Here is a 16,828-nt window from a genome sequence, read left to right on the forward strand (position 1 = left end):
GGCTTGCCGGCGGGGGCGTCCTTGAGATCGCTCCCGCCGGCAAGCCGTGCTGCTACGTGATCGGTGTCATCTGGGGAATCCGTTACAACGCAAATGGCAAAGGAATGTGCACATCCTGGCGCTGTTCCAGGCGCTTGCCGAATTCTGCAGGGTCGTGGATCAGCACGTCCTGGCCGGCAAAGCTTTCTGCGGCGATCAGGCGCGACAGCCAGAACCTTACGCAACCCACGCGCAGCATCGTTGCCCACAACTGTGCTTCGGTTGCAGTGAACGGACGTAGGGCTGCATAGGCGCCCAGCAGTGCACGGGCCCGGGGCGCGTCGATGGCGCCGTCTTCGAACGAACACCAGTCATTCACCGCGATGGCCACGTCATACAGCATCGGCGCGGAGCAGGCGTTGTAGAAGTCGATCACGCCGGTCAGGTGCGTGCCTTCGAACAGCGTGTTGTCGCGGAACAGGTCGGCGTGCACGTTGGCCCGAGGCAAGGCCATGATCCTGGCCTGTTCACGCTCGATTTCGTCCACCGATTTCTTCAGCAGCGCACCTTCGGTTTCACCCAGGTGCGAAATGAAATTGCGGCCTTCTTCCAGCATCCAGTCCAGGCCCCGGTCGGTCTTGCGCTCGATGGGGTTGTCGCGGGTTGCCAGGTGCATGTGCGCCAGCAGCTCGCCGATCTGCATGCAGTGCTGGGTGTTGGGCTCGGTCGGGTGCTTGCCCGACAGCCGCGGTTGCAGCAGCGCAGGCTTGCCCTTGAGCTCGCGCAGCGCCTGGCCGTCGGTGGTGCGCAAGGCGTAGGGCACTGGCAGGTCGGCATCGTGCAGGACGTCCAGCAGTTCGATGAAGAACGGCATTTCCTGCACGGGGCCGCGCTCGACCAACGTCAGGACGTACTCGCCCTGCTCCATGCTGATGAAGAAGTTGGTGTTTTCACTTCCGGCGGCAATGCCCTGAAAATCACGCAGTTGGCCAAGCCCGTACGGGGCGAGAAAAACTTCCAGCTCGGGCCGAGCCAGGGGAGTAAAAACGGACATATGAACACTGCCAGCAAAAGGTGAATGTAAGGCCTACCAGCTGAATAATACCCATTGGGGGATCAGCATGTCCGGCTGATCAGCCCGAATGAATTGCCCGCTGGTGCCGTCAGCCCGCACCAGATAATACGGCTTTCCGTATTTTGGCGTGATTTTGACCGCATAAACGAAGCCGTTCGCCTTGTATTCCTGCACGAAATTGTCACCGTCCTTGCGGATCGTGACGTCAGGTTCGGCGGACGGCGCCTCGTCTTCGGCAGCCAGTGCCATCAGTGGGCAAGCAACCATCAAACTGACCAGCAACAGGCGATTTAGCGTGCGCATGATAACCTTGCTCCTTTGTCGTCAACGGTCCTCGCATTCTAGCGCCGACCCCGCCGAAAAGGTTGATCCTGCATGAGTCTTGCGCCCCTCGTCCTGGTGGACGGTTCTTCTTACCTGTATCGCGCTTTCCACGCGCTGCCGCCGCTCACCACGTCCAAAGGCCTGCCCACCGGTGCGGTCAAGGGCGTGCTGAACATGCTCAAGAGCCTGCGCAAACAGTATCCGGATAGCCCGTTTGCCGTCGTTTTCGACGCCAAAGGCGGCACGTTCCGTGATGAAATGTTTGCCGAGTACAAGGCCAATCGTCCCAGCATGCCCGATGACATGCGGGTGCAGATCGACTTCCTGCACAACTGCGTGAAAGGCCTGGGTTATCCGCTGCTGTGCGTCGAAGGCGTCGAGGCCGACGACGTGATCGGCACCCTGGCGCGCAGCAGTGCCGCAGCCGATCGCCCGGTGATCATCTCCACGGGCGACAAGGACATGGCCCAACTGGTCGACGGGCACATTACGCTGGTCAACACCATGACCGGTAGCGTGATGGACGTGGCCGGCGTGAAAGAGAAATTCGGTGTCGGTCCTGAGCACATCATCGACTATCTCGCGCTGATGGGCGACAAAGTCGACAATATCCCCGGCGTTCCAGGCGTGGGCGAAAAAACCGCCGCGGGCTTGCTGCTGGGTATCAATGGTGGCTTGAAGGAACTGTACGAGAACCTCGACAAGGTCCCGACCCTGGCCATTCGCGGGGCCAAGACCCTGCCTGCCAAGCTCGAAGAGCACAAGGAAATGGCGTTCCTGTCCTATAAGCTGGCGACCATCAAGGTCGATGTGCCGCTGGACATCGAGCTGGACGCCCTGCATTGCGGCGAGCCTGATCGGGAAGCCTTGCTGGCCCTGTACACCGAGCTTGAATTCAAGAGCTGGATCACCGACCTGCAACGCGAAGCCAAACAGGAAGGCGCCGAGATCGCGCCGGTGCAGGAGGCAGCGCCAGTCATCGAGGCCAAGTACGAGCTGATCCTGGAGCAGACCCAGTTCGACGCCTGGCTGAAGAAGCTTGAGGCCGCCAAGCTGTTCGCCTTTGTGGTGCAAAGCAATGGCACCGACGCCCAGCGCGCGCAGATCGTTGGCCTGTCATTCGCGATCAAGACCCACGAAGCCTGCTACATCCCGCTGACCCACTCCTACATGGGCGTGCCGCAGCAACTGGATCGCGACGCGGTGCTCAAGTCGGTCAAGCCGATGCTCGAAGACGCGAGCAAGATCAAGGTCGGTCAGCACGCCAAGTTCGCGATCAACCTGCTGGCCAACTGTGCCATCGATGGCGACCACGCCCAGGGCATCAGCGTGCAGGGCGTGAAGTTCGACACCATGCTCGAGTCCTATGTACTGGACTCCACGGCCACCCGCCACGACCGTGACAGCCTGGTCGCCAAGTATCTGGATCACACACCGGTAAACTTCCAGGACATCGCTGGCAAGGGCGCCAAGCAACTGACTTTCGATCAGATCGCCCTCGAACAGGCCGGCACCTACGCCGCCGAAGAGGTCGATCTGACCCTGCGCCTGCACGAAATCCTGCAGGAAAAACTCGGGAAAACCCCAAGACTGGCACCGGTGCTCAATGACATCGAAATGCCGCTGATGCCGGTACTGGCGCGTATCGAGCGCCAGGGCGCGCTGGTCGATGCCAAGCTGCTGGGCATCCAGAGCGTCGAGCTGGGCAACAAGATGACCGAGCTTGAGCGCGAGGCGTTTGCCATCGCCGGTGAGGAGTTCAATCTGGGCTCGCCCAAGCAGCTGGGGGTGATTCTCTACGAAAAACTCGGCATGCCGATCATCAGCAAGACCGCAACCGGCCAGCCTTCCACGGCTGAAGCGGTACTGGCGGAACTGGCCGAGCAGGAGTTTCCGCTGCCCAAGGTGCTGATGCAGTACCGCTCGATGAGCAAGCTGAAAAGCACCTACACCGACCGCCTGCCGGAGCAGATCAACCCGCGCACCGGGCGGATTCACACCTCCTACCATCAGGCCGTCGCCGTGACCGGGCGCCTGTCGTCCAGCGACCCGAACCTGCAGAACATCCCGATCCGCACCTCCGAGGGCCGCCGGATTCGCCAGGCGTTCGTCGCGCCTGCGGGCTACAAGCTGCTGGCGGCGGACTACTCGCAGATCGAGTTGCGGATCATGGCCCATCTGGCCAAGGACGAAGGCCTGCTGCACGCTTTCCGCAACGACCTGGATGTGCACCGTGCGACCGCCGCCGAAGTCTTCGGCGTTGAACTGGAAAACGTTACTGGCGACATGCGCCGCAGCGCCAAAGCCATCAACTTCGGCCTGATCTACGGCATGAGCGCGTTTGGCCTGGCCAAACAGATCGGCGTTGATCGCAAGCAGTCGCAGGCCTACGTCGACACCTACTTCGCCCGCTACCCCGGCGTGCTGCAATACATGGAACGCACCCGCGCCCAGGCCGCCGAGCAGGGTTTCGTTGAAACCATCTTCGGCCGTCGCCTGTACCTGCCGGACATCAATGCCAAGAACCAGGCCCTGCGCAAAGGCGCCGAACGCATGGCGATCAACGCGCCGATGCAAGGCACGGCGGCTGACATCATCAAGCGTGCGATGGTCGCGGTGAACAGCTGGCTGGATGCTTCAGGGCTCGACGCCCGCGTGATCCTGCAAGTGCACGACGAACTGGTGCTGGAAGTGCGTGAGGACCTGGTCGAGCAGATCAGCCAGGAAATCCGCGTGCACATGAGCGGCGCCGCCGAACTGGACGTGCCGCTGCTGGTGGAAGTGGGCGTGGGCAATAACTGGGATGAGGCGCACTAATCGTTTGTTGTTCGCACGGCTTTTGTGGGTGGACCACATGCTAGGAGTCTTGCGCATCATCTGTGGGAGTGGGCTTGCCCACGAAGAGGTCGGGTCAGGCGCGGAAGATTTTGGGGCAGTGCCTGAGTATTCGCGGGCAAGCCCGCTCCCACAGGTGATCAATTGCGACCTTGCCAACATTAAATTTCCGCGGATTTTGAACTTCCGCGAACATTACCCGGTCAGAGCTTGCGAGTGGCTGACGTAGCCGCTCATGCTCCTATGTTGTGTTAAGTGTTGGCAGATATCCGGACCACTCCCGAGCGGTCTGGACTTGGACCCCGAACTTCCCCTCCCCATATGAAGTCCGGGGTTTTTTTTGCCTGCGATTCAGGCCGCAGGCGCTTTGTCTTCCAGCTCCATCCAGTCGGCCAGCACGGTGTAGGCCTCTTCCAGGCCCATGCGCTTGGGTGCCGAGAACAGCTGGATGGTGACGGTGTCGCCCCAACCTTTGCGAATTTCGGACTGGACCTTGAGCAGCGTGTTCTTGGCCGCGCCGAAGGTCAGTTTGTCGGCTTTGGTCAGCAGGATGTGCATCGGCATGCCGCTGGCGATGGCCCAGTCGAGCATCAGCAGGTCGAAGTCGGTCATCGGATGGCGAATGTCCATCATCAGAATCAGCCCCTTCAGGCTCTCCCGGCTGCCCAGGTACGCCTCAAGGTGACGCTGCCAGTGCTGCTTGAGCGGGATTGGCACTTTCGCGTAGCCGTAGCCTGGCAAGTCGACCAGACGGCGATCGTCGTCCAGACTGAAGAAGTTCAGCAGCTGGGTGCGGCCCGGGGTTTTCGAGGTACGCGCCAGGCTTGCGTGGGTCAGGGTGTTCAGCGCGCTGGATTTACCGGCATTGGAACGCCCGGCGAAGGCGACTTCGAAGCCTTCGTCATCGGGGCACTGATCGACTTTGGCGGCGCTGAGCATGAACTTGGCTTGTTGGCACAAACCGAGGATCGGGTTCTTGAGTTGCATGGGATATCCGGTGAGGGCGTTGGCGCGGTTTGGCGCCAGCGGGGTGTCTTTTTCCGTTTGATGGGCGCAAGTATATAATGCCGCAGATTTTGTGTGTGCTTTGTGCGTCAGCAGGATAGAAGTTCGCGCAAGTCGGGCTAACCTTACACCAACAATAAAATCCATTGGATTAGCCGATGAACAAACTACTGGTGAGTCTGCTGTTGACCCTGGGTATTTCTGGCGCCGCGCAAGCTGCTGACATCCCGGTGGGCGATCCCGCCGCTGGCCAGCCGAAAACCGCTGTGTGCGGTGCCTGCCACGGGCCGGACGGCAACAGTATGGCGCCCAATTTTCCGAAACTGGCAGGGCAAGGCCAGCGTTACCTGCTCAAGCAGCTGCACGAGATCAAGGACGGCAAGCGTGTGGTGCTGGAGATGACCGGCCTGCTCAATAACCTGAGCGACCAGGACCTGGCCGACATCGCGGCCTATTTCGCCAGCCAGCGCGGCAGTGTCGGCGCCGCCGATGCAAACCTTGTCGCCAGGGGCGAGGCTTTATTCCGGGGCGGCAAGCTGGATCAGGGCATGCCGGCCTGCACGGGCTGCCATTCGCCCAATGGCGCCGGCAACGCTGCCGCAGGCTTTCCGCACCTGGGCGGGCAGCACGCCGACTATGTGAAGAAACAGCTCACGGCGTTCCGCGAAGGGGAGCGCACCAACGATGGCGACACCATGGTCATGCGCACCATTGCGTCCAAGCTCAGCAACAAGGATATCGACGCGCTGTCGGCCTATATACAGGGTCTGCATTAACGCCGGATTAACGCGAAGCCCCTGATCTAGAGGCTTTTGGCGCGGTTTCACACTTCTTCACGATTCCCGTGCAGGCGGGCTAAAAAGGGTAGCGAACGGCTGCCCTTTTTTGTGCGCGCAGGCGTTACACTTGCGAACTCGTATCACCTCCTCCGGTCCAACTGCCGGTATCGAGGTGGCCTTTCATGCCCAGGAGTTAAGCATGCGTAATCTGATTCTCAGCGCCGCTCTGGTGTTCACCAGCCTGTTCGGTCTGACCGCTCAAGCTGCAGAGCCTATCGAAGCGGGCAAGCAATATGTCCAGCTGAGCAGCGCCGTCCCTGTTTCCGAACCAGGCAAGATCGAAGTCGTCGAGATGTTCTGGTACGGCTGCCCGCACTGCTACGCCTTCGAGCCAACCATCAATCCATGGATTGAAAAACTGCCGGCCGACGTGCACTTCGTGCGCATCCCTGCCATGTTCGGCGGCCCATGGGATGCCCACGGCCAGCTGTTCATCACCCTGGACACCATGGGTGTAGAGAAGAAAGTCCACACCGCCGTATTCGACGCCATCCAGAAAGGCGGCAAGCGTCTGACCGACCCTAATGACATGGCCGAATTCGTCGCCACCCAGGGCGTCGACAAGACCAAGTTCCTGGAAACCTTCAACTCGTTCGCTGTGAAGGGCAAGATCGCCCAGTACAAGGAACTGGCCAAGAAGTACGAGATTTCCGGCGTTCCGACCATGATCGTCAACGGCAAGTACCGTTTCGACCTGGCCTCGGCCGGTGGTCCGGAGCAGACGCTGGACGTGGCCGATCAGCTGATCGCCAAAGAACGTGCAGCAGCCAAGTAAGCGCCCGTGATCACGCGCTGGGGTACTGAACGCGCCGTTGCCCGGCATTCGGCGAAGGTCAACGAGCGTCACCTGGAGCAGACCGGATTGCCGTCCGATGGCCGGCTGCGTCTGCTCAGCTTCAACATTCAGGTGGGCATCAGTACCGAGCGCTACCGGCACTACCTGACCCGTGGCTGGCAGCACCTGCTGCCCCACAATGGTCGTGCCGGAAATCTGCAGAAGATCGGCAACCTGCTTGCCGACTACGATCTGGTCGCCCTGCAGGAAGCCGATGGCGGCAGCCTGCGATCAGGCTACGTCAATCAGGTCGAGCACCTGGCCCAGCTCGGGTCATTCCCGTACTGGCATCAACAGCTCAATCGCAACCTGGGGCGCTTCGCCCAGCACAGCAATGGCGTGCTGAGCCGCTTGCGCCCCCATGACATCGAAGACCATCCCTTGCCAGGCCCTGCCGGGCGCGGCGCGATCCTGGTTCGCTTCGGCGAAGGCGAAGACGCGCTGGTGGTGGTGGTCATGCACCTGGCGCTGGGTGCACGCACCCGTACTCGTCAGTTGGCCTACATTCGCGAGCTTATCGGCGGTTATCGGCACCAGGTGCTGATGGGCGACATGAACACCCATGCCGCCGACCTGCTGGAAACCTCGCCCCTGCGCGACCTGGGCCTGTTGGCGCCACAGATCGAAGCCACCTTCCCCAGTTGGCGCCCGCAGCGCTGCCTGGACCACATCCTCTTGAGCCCGACCCTGACACTTGAGAAAGTGCAGGTACTGGCTCAGCCCATCTCCGATCATCTGCCCGTCGCGGTGGAGATTCGCTTGCCGGCCTCATTAATTGGGGACTCCCTGCCGATAACAAGCCCATCTCCTCGCGGATCCTCGGAATGAGCGACGAAGCTGAACGCTGGAAAGAAAAATACCTCAAGAGCATCGAGCAGCAAGACAAGCTCGAAAAGCGCTGGAATGCCCGCCTCGACCTGTTGCGTCGCGGCTTGGTGCGCAGCAGCCTTGCGGCGGAAGGTGCCGACAAGGCGGTAGACCAGTGCATGAAAGAAATGCGCGAAGTCGTGCGCAAGGACGACATGGACGCAGGCCTGGCCGCGCTGATTCCGCGCCTTGAAAAAGCCGTACTCGATTCCGAGCAGCGTCGCGAACAGCGTGTCGAGCAGATGGCCACGGCCCTGACCTCGCTGGTGACACAACTGCAAAGCCTGCCCCTGCCCCGGGAAGTCGCCAAACCCCTCAAGCGCTTCGCCAAGAACCTGGAAGATCGCGTCACCCAGGCCCGTGAGCTGCCGCTGCTGCTCAGCGAGCTGAGCGGCCTGCAGGGCCAGGCGTTTTCTCAGCTTGAGCATCCGGAGGAAGTGGCGCGGCCAGGATTCCTGCAGCGGCTGTTTGGTAGCCGGGATGCTTCGGACGGGGCAGAGCCGGCCCCCGCCGAAACCCCAGTTGCGGCACTCGTCGCCCCGGCTGTGGAGGCGCCTGCGGCTGCGCAACCTGCGCACGCGCCTGAATCACCCGCTCCAGTCGCCGAGCCCAGGTCGTCGGAGCCTGAGACAGTGCTGGCTGAATCGCCTCAGGTCGAGGCGCCTGAGCCCGCGCCCCCTCAAGAAGTTGAGGCCGCCACTGCCGAGCCTGCTGTGATTGACGACGCGGCGCCTCCGGATTCGGATGAGACACTTGCCGAGACTGCGCCCGTCGAAGCCACCGATGAGCCCGCGTCGATCAGCGAAGAGCAGGCCATCGAACAGGCCGAAGCTGCGATAGACGATCAGGACAATGAAGCCCCGCCAGCGAGCGAGGAGCCCGCAGAGGCCGAGAATGCAGACGTCGAAGACGTTGAAGACGTTGAAGAAGCTGTAGTCGACGAAGCCGAGATCGAAGAAGACGGCCCCTTCGCGCTGCCGTCATCCCCCGAGCCCAGCTACAGCTCGGTCGCGGTACACATCGAACAGACACTGCTGGGCCTGCTCAACGACCTGACCCTGCCCGAACACCACCGTCCGCAAGCGCAAGCCATGCGTGAACGATTGGAACATGGGCTGAACTGGTACGAACTGCTGCCGATTCTCGACGATCTTGCGGTGCTGATGCTGGCGATCACCAACAGCGAACAGCACGAGTTCGAGCGCTATCTCAAGCAGTTGAACGAGCGGCTGGCCTCCTTCCAGAGCAACTTGCAGGCGGCCACCGAGGATCACGCAGGCCAGCAATCCGCATCCCGGGACATGACCGACCAGCTGCGTGAACACGTAGGCGGGTTGCAGAGCAGCGTGCAGGAAGCGTCGGACCTCACCAGCCTCAAGAGTGTGCTGGAACGCCGGCTCGAAGGCTTGCTCGGCGCCATGGACGAGCACCAGAAGGAGCGCGACGAGCGCGAGCAGGAAGTGGCCTCGCGGCTTCAATCCCTGGCCGGGCGCGTGGCGACCATGGAACAGGAAGCCTTGGGTTTCCGGGCGAACCTCGAAGAACAGCGGCAAAAAGCCTTGATCGACACCCTGACCGGGCTGCCCAACCGGGCGGCGTGGAACGAGCGGCTGGATCACGAGATCGAGCAACTGGACAAGCACAAATCCAGCCTGCTGCTGGGCATTCTCGACCTGGATCACTTCAAGCGCATAAACGACGGCTACGGCCACCTGGCCGGGGACAAGGTGCTGAAGATCGTCGCCAGCCAGTGGGCAAAACGCCTTCGCACTGAAGACTTCATTGCCCGTTTCGGGGGTGAAGAATTCGTGGTCCTGTTGCCCCATACCCAGATGGCAGAAGGCCTGGCACTGCTTGAGCGCCTGCGCGAGGCCATCGAACAATGCCCGTTCCACTTCAAGGGGGAGCCGGTCACGATCACCGTGTCCATGGGCGTCACCCTCTTCCGGCCCGGCGAGCGCAGCGACGTGGTGCTCAAGCGCGCGGATCAGGCGTTGTACAAAGCCAAGAACGAAGGGCGAAATCGCATCGAAAAAGGCTGAGTTCCCACAACATCGGTTGGCAGATGCCGACGCGCAATCTTGGGCGGCGGGTCGGCATTACGTTACACTGTTGCATTATCTGCCCATGTGTTGTGCCTTTTTATGAAGTCTTTCGCCGCGTTCTGCCTGCTCCTGTTGCTCACCGCCTGTTCGAGCGGTCCCAGGCTGGACACCAGCCATCCTTCCGTCAACTTCGACAGCCGCGTGCAGTTCGTGGTGGTGCATTACACCTCGGCGTCGCTTGACCGTTCGCTGGAGCTGCTGACCCACGGCGAGGTCAGTGCGCATTACCTGATCGGCGACGGCCCGGCCACGACCTACAAGCTGGTGGATGAAACCCAGCGCGCCTGGCACGCCGGCGAAAGCGAGTGGGACGGCCGCACCTGGCTCAACTCCAGCAGCATTGGCATCGAGATCGTCAATCCGGGTTACCGCGACACGCCTGCCGGCCGGCTCTGGTATCCCTACAGCGAGGCGCAGATCCAGGCGCTGATCGTACTGCTCAAGGACATCGTCAAGCGCCACCACATCGAGCCTCGCCACGTGATTGGTCACAGCGACATCGCGCCACTGCGCAAGCTCGATCCGGGACCGCTGTTCCCGTGGAAGCGTCTGGCCGAAGAAGGGCTGGGGATCTGGCCGGATGAGGCACAGGTTGCGCAGCGTCAGGCGCAGATGATGGGCGTGGTCCCGAGCGCCGCCTGGTTCCAGCAACAACTGGCTTTGCTGGGTTACCCGACGCCACAGACGGGCGAATGGGACATCGCCAGCCGTCATGTGCTGGCAGCGTTCCAGATGCACTATCGGCCGCAGAAATTCGACGGCGAAGCTGATCTGCAAAGTGCAGCTATTCTTCAAGTGCTGAACCTGAAGCATTAAATTACCCGTAACGTCGGTTTCTGACGGGCTATTTGCGCGCTTGTTGCTATACCTCATTGGTATTCATCTGGATATCAGCCGATGTTCACGGCGTCAACGCAGCTGCGCTCAGCTCTTTATCGCCCTTCGCTCCTGGCATTGCTGGCCGCGTTGCTGAGTGCTGCTGTCTTGTTGGCGGGCAGTTTCGGGCTGGCGATGCATCAGGCGCGTCAGGAAGAAAGTGCCCAGATGAACGCCCAGGGCGAGCGCTTTCTGGTGCGTCTGGACCAGTTGTTCGGACAGTTGCGGGCCGGCCTCGATCAGCTTGAAGCGCAGCCCTTGCGCGGCTGCGGGCCGGCGATGATCGAGCAGTTGCGCCAGGTGAACTCGCGCTATCGCTTCATCTATGAAGTGGCCTACGTCGACGACACCCAGTTCTGCTCCAGCTGGACCCGCCAGAGCATGATCGGCAAGCCCCGGGCGCCGGACATCCGCGGGCCGACCTACGACTACTGGCTGAACACGTCCACCCAACCTGACGACAACCTCGCTTCCCTGATGCTGGGGCGCGGGGAATTTCGCGTATCGACCTCTCGCGGGCACCTGACCGATGTTGTGGACTTGCCCCCCGGCGGCAGCCTGGTGGTGGTGCTCGATCAAGGCACCAAGGCCGTTCCGGTGCTGGGCCCCGCGCAGACCTGGCCGCCGACGCCTGACTGGTCCCCGACGTCCACGGACACCCTGAGCACCACCCAGGACAAACTGGTGTACCGGATGCCGACGCAGAACCCGGACTACCAACTGGTGCTGATTACGCCGCGCAGTGGCCTGCAGGAGAAGGTTACCGGTGCCTGGTGGCTGCTGGTGCCGGCAAGCATGCTGGTGTCGCTCTGCATCGGGATCCTGGTATTGCAGTTGGTCAGGCAGCGGCTTTCGCTGGGTGGCGAGCTGCACGGGGCGCTGCGTCGTGGCGAGCTGAAGGTGCTGTATCAACCCATTTTCGACCTCAACACCCGGCTGTGCGTGGGGGCTGAGGCCCTGGTGCGCTGGCGACGACCCGATGGCACCCTGACCAGCCCGGACCTGTTCATACCGCTTGCGGAAAACACCGGGCAGATCCGTCAGATCACCGATTTCGTCCTGCAACAGTTGCTGGAGCAACTGGGCCAGTTACTGCGCGCCAACCCGCACCTGTACGTTTCGGTGAACCTGGCGGCGTGCGATGTGATGGCGCCGCGCATAGGCCGGGTGACGGCCAAGCTGCTGGCGCTGCACCGTGTGGCACCCCGGCAGATTGCCTTCGAGGTCACCGAGCGTGGCCTGGTTGACGTGGTGGTCGCCCGCAATCACTTGCAGGCCCTGCGCGATCGCGGGCATCAGGTGCTGATCGATGACTTTGGCACCGGGTATTGCAGCCTCGCCTATCTGCAGACCCTGCCGGTGGATTGCCTGAAGATCGACAAGGCCTTCATCGACGCCCTGGGCCACGATGCCGCCAGCAGCGGGGTGGCGCCGCACATCATTCGCATGGCTCACGCCCTGGAACTGCGGGTCATTGCAGAAGGCATCGAGTTCGAATCCCAGGCTTTGCTGCTCAAGAGCGAAGGGGTGATCTACGGCCAGGGCTGGCTGTTCGCAAGGCCACTGACCGCCGCCAAATTCACCGAGCTTGTCACCGGCGGACGGCGCAATGCCGGACGCCGGGCTGATGATGTGGCGTAGACGGATGCGCACGACAGCCCCGTAGCAGCACGGCTTGCCGGCGGGGACCTTCCCAAGATCGCCCCGCTGGCAAGCCATGCTGCTACGCCCTGCGGGCCGGCTTCTACAACGGCAACGCCATGTAGAACTGCGTACCCTGCCCCGGCCGTGAATACACACCCATGCGTCCGCCGTGCAACTGCACGATTTCCTTGCACAGCGCCAGGCCCAGCCCCGCCCCGCCTTTCTTGCGGCCCACCTGTACGAAGGGCTCGAAGATCCGCGCCTGCTGACCGTACGGGATACCTTCGCCGTTGTCGTCGACGCTGATAATCAGGCGCTCGCCATGACGCCGCGCTTGCAGGCGGATCAGGCCTGACTGCGGTGTGTGACGCAGGGCGTTATCCAGCAGGTTGTCCAGCACGCGATCCAGCTGGGCCTTGTCGGCTTGCAGGCGTGGCAGCGGCTCCTGCATTTCCAGCAGCACCATCACGTCCTGTTCATGGGCCGATTCGGCGAAGCGTTGACGGGCCGCGTTCAGCAGTTCGCTGACGTCACACGGCTCGAGCGCAAGCTTTTGCAGCCCGTTCTGGTAGCGGGAGAAATTCAGCAGATCGTTGATCAGCTGCATCAGCCGCTGCATTTCCTCGTTGACGGTCTTGAACAGGTCCGTCTCCCGGGAATCCGGCGCGAACTTCACGCGCTCCTGCAACAGCCCGAAGGCCATGTGCATGCCGGTGACCGGCGTGCGCAGTTCGTGGGAGGCACGCAAGACGAACTCACTGCGCACGCGCTCGAAAGCCCGTTGCTCGGTGACATCGTGCAGCACCATCACGGCCCCGAGGATATGGCCTTCAGTGTGGCTCACCGGGGTCATGCTGTAGGTCAGCAGCCGGGTTTCGCCGTCTATCTCGATGGAAAGGTCTTCCGGCGCACGTTCAAGGGAGCCGCCGCGCAGCACCAGCGACAGTTGCTGGTCCATCTCCGGTCGCGCAAGCGCCTCGCCCAGCCCCTGCCCCAGCTTGCTCTCCTCCCAGCCCAGTTGCCGTTGGGCTACGGGGTTCAAGTGCTCAAGGCGCCCCTGGCGGTCGATCATCAGCAAGCCGTCGTCGATGCTGTCCAGCACCGCTTGCAACCGTTGCTGGCCTGCCAGCAGTTCATCGACATTGGTGACCTGATGCTGGCGCAGCGCCTCGGCCATGATGCCAAAGCGTCGCGTCAGTTGGTTCATCTCCGAGGCCGAGGAGATTGGCAGGGTCACGTCAAAGTTGCCCTGCCCGATATGGTCCGCGGCCTTGGCCAGCGCTTCGATCGGCGCCCCGAAACGCCGGGCGATGCCGTGGGCGGTGATAAAGCCGATGGCCAGAACCGCCAGGCCGACCAGGCCCAGCAGGCCAGCGACCCACAGCGCCTTTATCCTCGATGCCTTTTCAGCTTCGCTGATGTTATCCAGCGCCTGGCGATGAGCCTCGACCAGATCGTTGCGCACCGCGTTGAAGGTGTTGGTCACCGCCGGGTCGTCGCTGATCGCGTTGGCCGGATCGCTGGTTTGCTTGAGCGCAGCCAGGAACAGCTCGAAATCCTGGCGAGCTTTCTCGAATCCGCTGTGGGTGGCGGTTTGCAGGTCGTGATCGATGCCTTGGCCGAGCAGTTCCTGAAAGTCTTGCTGATCCTTCTGCAAGGCCGTGCGGTCGGTGGTGTCCTTGAGCAGGATGACCAGTTGATCGCCCAGGTTCTGACGCAGCTTGAGGCCGATATCCAGGGTGATGAAGTTGTGATGGATGAGCGATTCCTGGGACTTGGCCATCTGCATGACGCTGACCAGTCCCAGAATCAACCCCAGCAAGGCGACGGTGATGAGCGCCGAGATGCTGAGGAACAGCCGCGTGCGCAGTGTCATCGCGAACTTCATGAGCGATCCGTCACAAGTTGTACTGCTTGCGTTTGCGGTACAGCGTCGAGGCGTCGATGCCCAGGGTGCGTGCCGCCTGATCGAGGGTGTCGCTGGTCGCCAGCACCGCGCCGATGTGGGCTTTCTCCAGTTCGTCCAGGCTCAACGCCGCGCCAACCCGTGGTGCGTTGTTGGTCGGCAGGTCGCCCATGCCCAGGTGGCTGATTTCGACTTTCTCCTGCGGACAGATAATGCTCGCCCGTTCGATGACGTTACGCAGCTCGCGGATGTTGCCTGGCCAGCGGTAATTGAGCAGTGCGCTGCGCGCCTCCTCGCTGAAGCCACGGGCCGGGCGTCCGTAATCCTTGACGAAGCGCGCCAGGAACCGGTCCGCCAGGGTCAGGATGTCTTCGCTGCGCTCGCGCAGGGGCGGCAGGTGCAGGGTAATCACGTTCAGGCGGTACAGCAGGTCCTCGCGGAAGCGCCCTTCGCGGACCATGTCTTCCAGGTTGAGGTTGGTCGCCGCCAGGATGCGCACATCGGCGCGGCGTGTCACCGGGTCACCAACGCGCTCGTATTCCTTGTCCTGAATGAAGCGCAGCAGTTTCGGCTGCAGGGTCAGTGGGAAATCGCCGATCTCATCGAGGAACAATGTACCGCCGTCTGCCTGATTGACCCGGCCGAGCGTGCTTTCGCTGGCACCGGTAAACGCGCCACGGCTGTGACCGAACAGCTCGCTCTCCATCAACTCCGCCGTCAGCGACGGGCAGTTGATGGTGACGCAGGCCTTTTTCGCGCGCTTGCTCCAGCCGTGGATCGCGCGGGCCAGTTCACCCTTACCGGTGCCGGACTCGCCGAGAATCAGAATGTTGGCGTCGGTGCCCGCCACCTGGCGCGCGGTTTCAAGGATCGCCATCATCGACGGGCTGTGGGAATCCAGGCCGTCCTTGGGTTTGCGCACTTCCCCTTCCAGCGCTTCCAGGCGTGCCGAAAGCTGGCGGACCTCCAGTTGCTTGGCGGTTGCCAGGCGCAACTGGTCAGGGCTGCAAGGCTTGACCAGGTAATCGGCCGCGCCAGCCTGAATGGCGTCCACGGCAGTGTCTACCGCCGAATGCGCGGTGACTATCACCACGCGCATCCACGGCGCCTGAATGCGCATCTGCGCCAAAACCACCAGACCGTCGTCTTCCCCAAGACGCAGATCCAGAAAACACACGTCGAACACCTGCCGCTGCAACAAGGCTTCAGCCTGGGCTGCGCTGTTGGCGGTGGCAACGCTGTAACCCTCATCTTCCAGGCAATAGCGGAAGGTGCGAAGGATGGCGGATTCATCATCCACTAGCAGAATACGGCCCTGATTCTCAGTGGCTTCTTCCATTTTTCCTACGCTCCTAAATGAATTGTCTTGGTTAGTCCCGGAAAGATCGGGCAAGTTGCATGGTTCATTCTGATTGATTCCGTGCGCGGCATGGTAGCGATCTGCCGAAAAAACCGAGAACACCATGATTTGTCGCACCTGACACCCGTCAGGCCTCGCAATACAGGGCGTGACAGGAAAGCCGGACAGAACATCTGGGCGAATGCAAAGTCTTTCCATGAGTACCTTTTTGGAAATGTCTGGAGATTTGCCATGCACCCGCTGAAGAAGATCGCCCTTGCCATCACCACCGCCAGCCTGTTGGGAATGACCCCTGTCGTTGCCCAGGCGGCCCAGGGCGATCTGCCTACACAGTTGCAGCAAGCGCGTCAGGAAGGGTCGATCTGGACTGCGTTTGCCCTGAACCGGCACCTGAGCCCCTTCAACATCAGCGTGCAGGTCGAGCAGGGCACCGCCACGCTCAAGGGCAAGGTGGAGAATCAGGTGGACAAGGATCTGGCCACGCAGATCGCCAGCGACGTCCAGGGCATCAATAAGGTCGAGAACTTGCTGGAGATCGACCCGCAGGTTGCCTCCGAACCCGGCACCAAGGCCAACATGGCCCAGCGTTTCGATGACGCGACGCTGACCGCGACCATCAAGTCCAAGCTGCTGTGGAACAGCGTGACCGAGGGGCTGAACATCGAGGTCAGCGCCAATCAGGGCGTGGTGACGCTCAAAGGCCAGGCCAAGGACGCCGACGCCAAGCAGCTTGCCGGTAGCCTTGCGAGCAACACCGACGGGGTGACCGAGGTGAACAACCTTATCAGCGTGAGCGCCCGTGACACCCAGGCCATCAAGGAGCAGAACGAGGCCGCTGCCAACAGCGTGAAGGAAGAGCTCAGTGATACATGGATCACCAGCAAGGTGAAATCCAGCCTTATCTATAGCCGCACACTCGACGGACTGAACATCAAGGTGCAGACCAAGGACGGGGTGGTCAGCCTCGATGGCGTGGTGGCCAATTATGCCGAGAAGGAACTGGCGGTGGAGATCGCCCGCAATATCAGAGGGGTCAAGGGCGTGGATGCCGACACGTTGCGGGTGGTGGCACGTAGCGCCGGCTGATCAACCCTTGTAGGAGCGCGCTTGGTCTGGGCCGCATTCGGACGACCAGCGGTGTGTCAGACCAATATGTTTTTCAGATACACCGCCGTCGT

General features: G+C 61.8%; 13 protein-coding genes. 8 read left to right on the top strand and 5 right to left on the bottom strand.

Annotated elements, in window-relative coordinates:
* Nucleotides 1-82: 82 nt before the first annotated feature.
* Both NPS29_RS22600 and NPS29_RS22605 read right to left on the bottom strand, forming a co-directional pair.
* Nucleotides 83-1,033: a homoserine kinase gene (locus NPS29_RS22600; RefSeq protein ID WP_274135242.1), complete on the bottom strand. Its 951-nt coding sequence runs from the start codon at nucleotides 1,031-1,033 to the stop codon at nucleotides 83-85.
* Nucleotides 1,034-1,066: 33 nt separating this feature from the next.
* Nucleotides 1,067-1,357, bottom strand: coding sequence for a DUF2782 domain-containing protein (locus NPS29_RS22605; RefSeq protein ID WP_274135243.1), 291 nt, complete (start codon nucleotides 1,355-1,357; stop codon nucleotides 1,067-1,069).
* Nucleotides 1,358-1,429: 72 nt separating this feature from the next.
* Between NPS29_RS22605 and polA the strand changes: the two genes are divergently transcribed.
* Nucleotides 1,430-4,195 (top strand): DNA polymerase I, encoded by a 2,766-nt coding sequence (gene polA / locus NPS29_RS22610; RefSeq protein WP_274135244.1) that lies wholly within the window; start codon nucleotides 1,430-1,432, stop codon nucleotides 4,193-4,195.
* Between the two features lie 369 nt (nucleotides 4,196-4,564).
* Here polA and yihA read toward each other — a convergent pair whose 3' ends face one another.
* Nucleotides 4,565-5,200 carry a ribosome biogenesis GTP-binding protein YihA/YsxC gene (gene yihA / locus NPS29_RS22615; RefSeq protein ID WP_093466666.1) on the bottom strand — a complete coding sequence of 212 codons (636 nt, stop codon included), beginning with the start codon at nucleotides 5,198-5,200 and terminating at the stop codon, nucleotides 4,565-4,567.
* A 176-nt stretch (nucleotides 5,201-5,376) separates the two neighbouring features.
* On the opposite strand from yihA, the gene NPS29_RS22620 reads away from it, so the two are divergent.
* The 6 genes from NPS29_RS22620 (at nucleotide 5,377) to NPS29_RS22645 (ending at nucleotide 12,381) form a co-directional block, all read left to right on the top strand.
* Entirely contained in the window at nucleotides 5,377-5,994 is a 618-nt protein-coding gene (locus NPS29_RS22620) for a c-type cytochrome (protein ID WP_274135245.1), read from the top strand.
* Between the two features lie 202 nt (nucleotides 5,995-6,196).
* A complete protein-coding gene (locus tag NPS29_RS22625; protein ID WP_274135246.1) occupies nucleotides 6,197-6,832 on the top strand; it encodes a thiol:disulfide interchange protein DsbA/DsbL in 636 nt (211 codons plus the stop codon).
* 9 nt (nucleotides 6,833-6,841) lie between these two features.
* On the top strand, nucleotides 6,842-7,720 hold the full coding sequence (locus tag NPS29_RS22630) for an endonuclease/exonuclease/phosphatase family protein (RefSeq protein ID WP_274135302.1): 879 nt from the start codon (nucleotides 6,842-6,844) through the stop codon (nucleotides 7,718-7,720).
* Entirely contained in the window at nucleotides 7,717-9,801 is a 2,085-nt protein-coding gene (locus tag NPS29_RS22635; RefSeq protein WP_274135248.1) for a GGDEF domain-containing protein, read from the top strand. The genes NPS29_RS22630 and NPS29_RS22635 overlap by 4 nt, the downstream gene beginning before the upstream one ends.
* Nucleotides 9,802-9,903: 102 nt before the next feature.
* Nucleotides 9,904-10,680, top strand: a complete 777-nt coding sequence (locus tag NPS29_RS22640) for an N-acetylmuramoyl-L-alanine amidase (protein WP_274135250.1) — start codon at nucleotides 9,904-9,906, stop codon at nucleotides 10,678-10,680.
* 81 nt (nucleotides 10,681-10,761) lie between these two features.
* Nucleotides 10,762-12,381: an EAL domain-containing protein gene (locus NPS29_RS22645; RefSeq protein ID WP_274135252.1), complete on the top strand. Its 1,620-nt coding sequence runs from the start codon at nucleotides 10,762-10,764 to the stop codon at nucleotides 12,379-12,381.
* Nucleotides 12,382-12,484: 103 nt separating this feature from the next.
* Here the strand turns inward: NPS29_RS22645 and NPS29_RS22650 are convergent, their stop codons facing one another.
* A complete protein-coding gene (locus tag NPS29_RS22650; RefSeq protein WP_274135254.1) occupies nucleotides 12,485-14,272 on the bottom strand; it encodes a KinB sensor domain-containing domain in 1,788 nt (595 codons plus the stop codon).
* A 10-nt stretch (nucleotides 14,273-14,282) separates the two neighbouring features.
* Entirely contained in the window at nucleotides 14,283-15,629 is a 1,347-nt protein-coding gene (gene algB, locus NPS29_RS22655) for a sigma-54-dependent response regulator transcription factor AlgB (protein WP_274135255.1), read from the bottom strand.
* 252 nt (nucleotides 15,630-15,881) lie between these two features.
* Here algB and NPS29_RS22660 point away from each other — a divergent pair, with 252 nt between their 5' ends.
* Nucleotides 15,882-16,736 carry a BON domain-containing protein gene (locus tag NPS29_RS22660; RefSeq protein WP_274135256.1) on the top strand — a complete coding sequence of 285 codons (855 nt, stop codon included), beginning with the start codon at nucleotides 15,882-15,884 and terminating at the stop codon, nucleotides 16,734-16,736.
* The last annotated feature ends 92 nt before the right edge of the window (nucleotides 16,737-16,828 follow it).

The organism is Pseudomonas putida (assembly GCF_028682175.1).
Lineage (GTDB): Bacteria > Pseudomonadota > Gammaproteobacteria > Pseudomonadales > Pseudomonadaceae > Aquipseudomonas > Aquipseudomonas putida_AD.

What these genes read in the sequence shown, in the direction of transcription:
- NPS29_RS22605 (WP_274135243.1), bottom strand. Translation starts at nt 1,357, where the DNA reads ATGCGCACGCTAAATCGCCTGTTGCTGGTCAGTTTGATGGTTGCTTGC.
- NPS29_RS22620 (WP_274135245.1), top strand. Translation starts at nt 5,377, where the DNA reads ATGAACAAACTACTGGTGAGTCTGCTGTTGACCCTGGGTATTTCTGGC.
- polA (WP_274135244.1), top strand. Translation starts at nt 1,430, where the DNA reads ATGAGTCTTGCGCCCCTCGTCCTGGTGGACGGTTCTTCTTACCTGTAT.
- NPS29_RS22635 (WP_274135248.1), top strand. Translation starts at nt 7,717, where the DNA reads ATGAGCGACGAAGCTGAACGCTGGAAAGAAAAATACCTCAAGAGCATC.
- NPS29_RS22625 (WP_274135246.1), top strand. Translation starts at nt 6,197, where the DNA reads ATGCGTAATCTGATTCTCAGCGCCGCTCTGGTGTTCACCAGCCTGTTC.
- yihA (WP_093466666.1), bottom strand. Translation starts at nt 5,200, where the DNA reads ATGCAACTCAAGAACCCGATCCTCGGTTTGTGCCAACAAGCCAAGTTC.
- NPS29_RS22640 (WP_274135250.1), top strand. Translation starts at nt 9,904, where the DNA reads ATGAAGTCTTTCGCCGCGTTCTGCCTGCTCCTGTTGCTCACCGCCTGT.
- NPS29_RS22660 (WP_274135256.1), top strand. Translation starts at nt 15,882, where the DNA reads ATGCACCCGCTGAAGAAGATCGCCCTTGCCATCACCACCGCCAGCCTG.
- NPS29_RS22600 (WP_274135242.1), bottom strand. Translation starts at nt 1,033, where the DNA reads ATGTCCGTTTTTACTCCCCTGGCTCGGCCCGAGCTGGAAGTTTTTCTC.
- NPS29_RS22650 (WP_274135254.1), bottom strand. Translation starts at nt 14,272, where the DNA reads ATGAAGTTCGCGATGACACTGCGCACGCGGCTGTTCCTCAGCATCTCG.
- algB (WP_274135255.1), bottom strand. Translation starts at nt 15,629, where the DNA reads ATGGAAGAAGCCACTGAGAATCAGGGCCGTATTCTGCTAGTGGATGAT.
- NPS29_RS22645 (WP_274135252.1), top strand. Translation starts at nt 10,762, where the DNA reads ATGTTCACGGCGTCAACGCAGCTGCGCTCAGCTCTTTATCGCCCTTCG.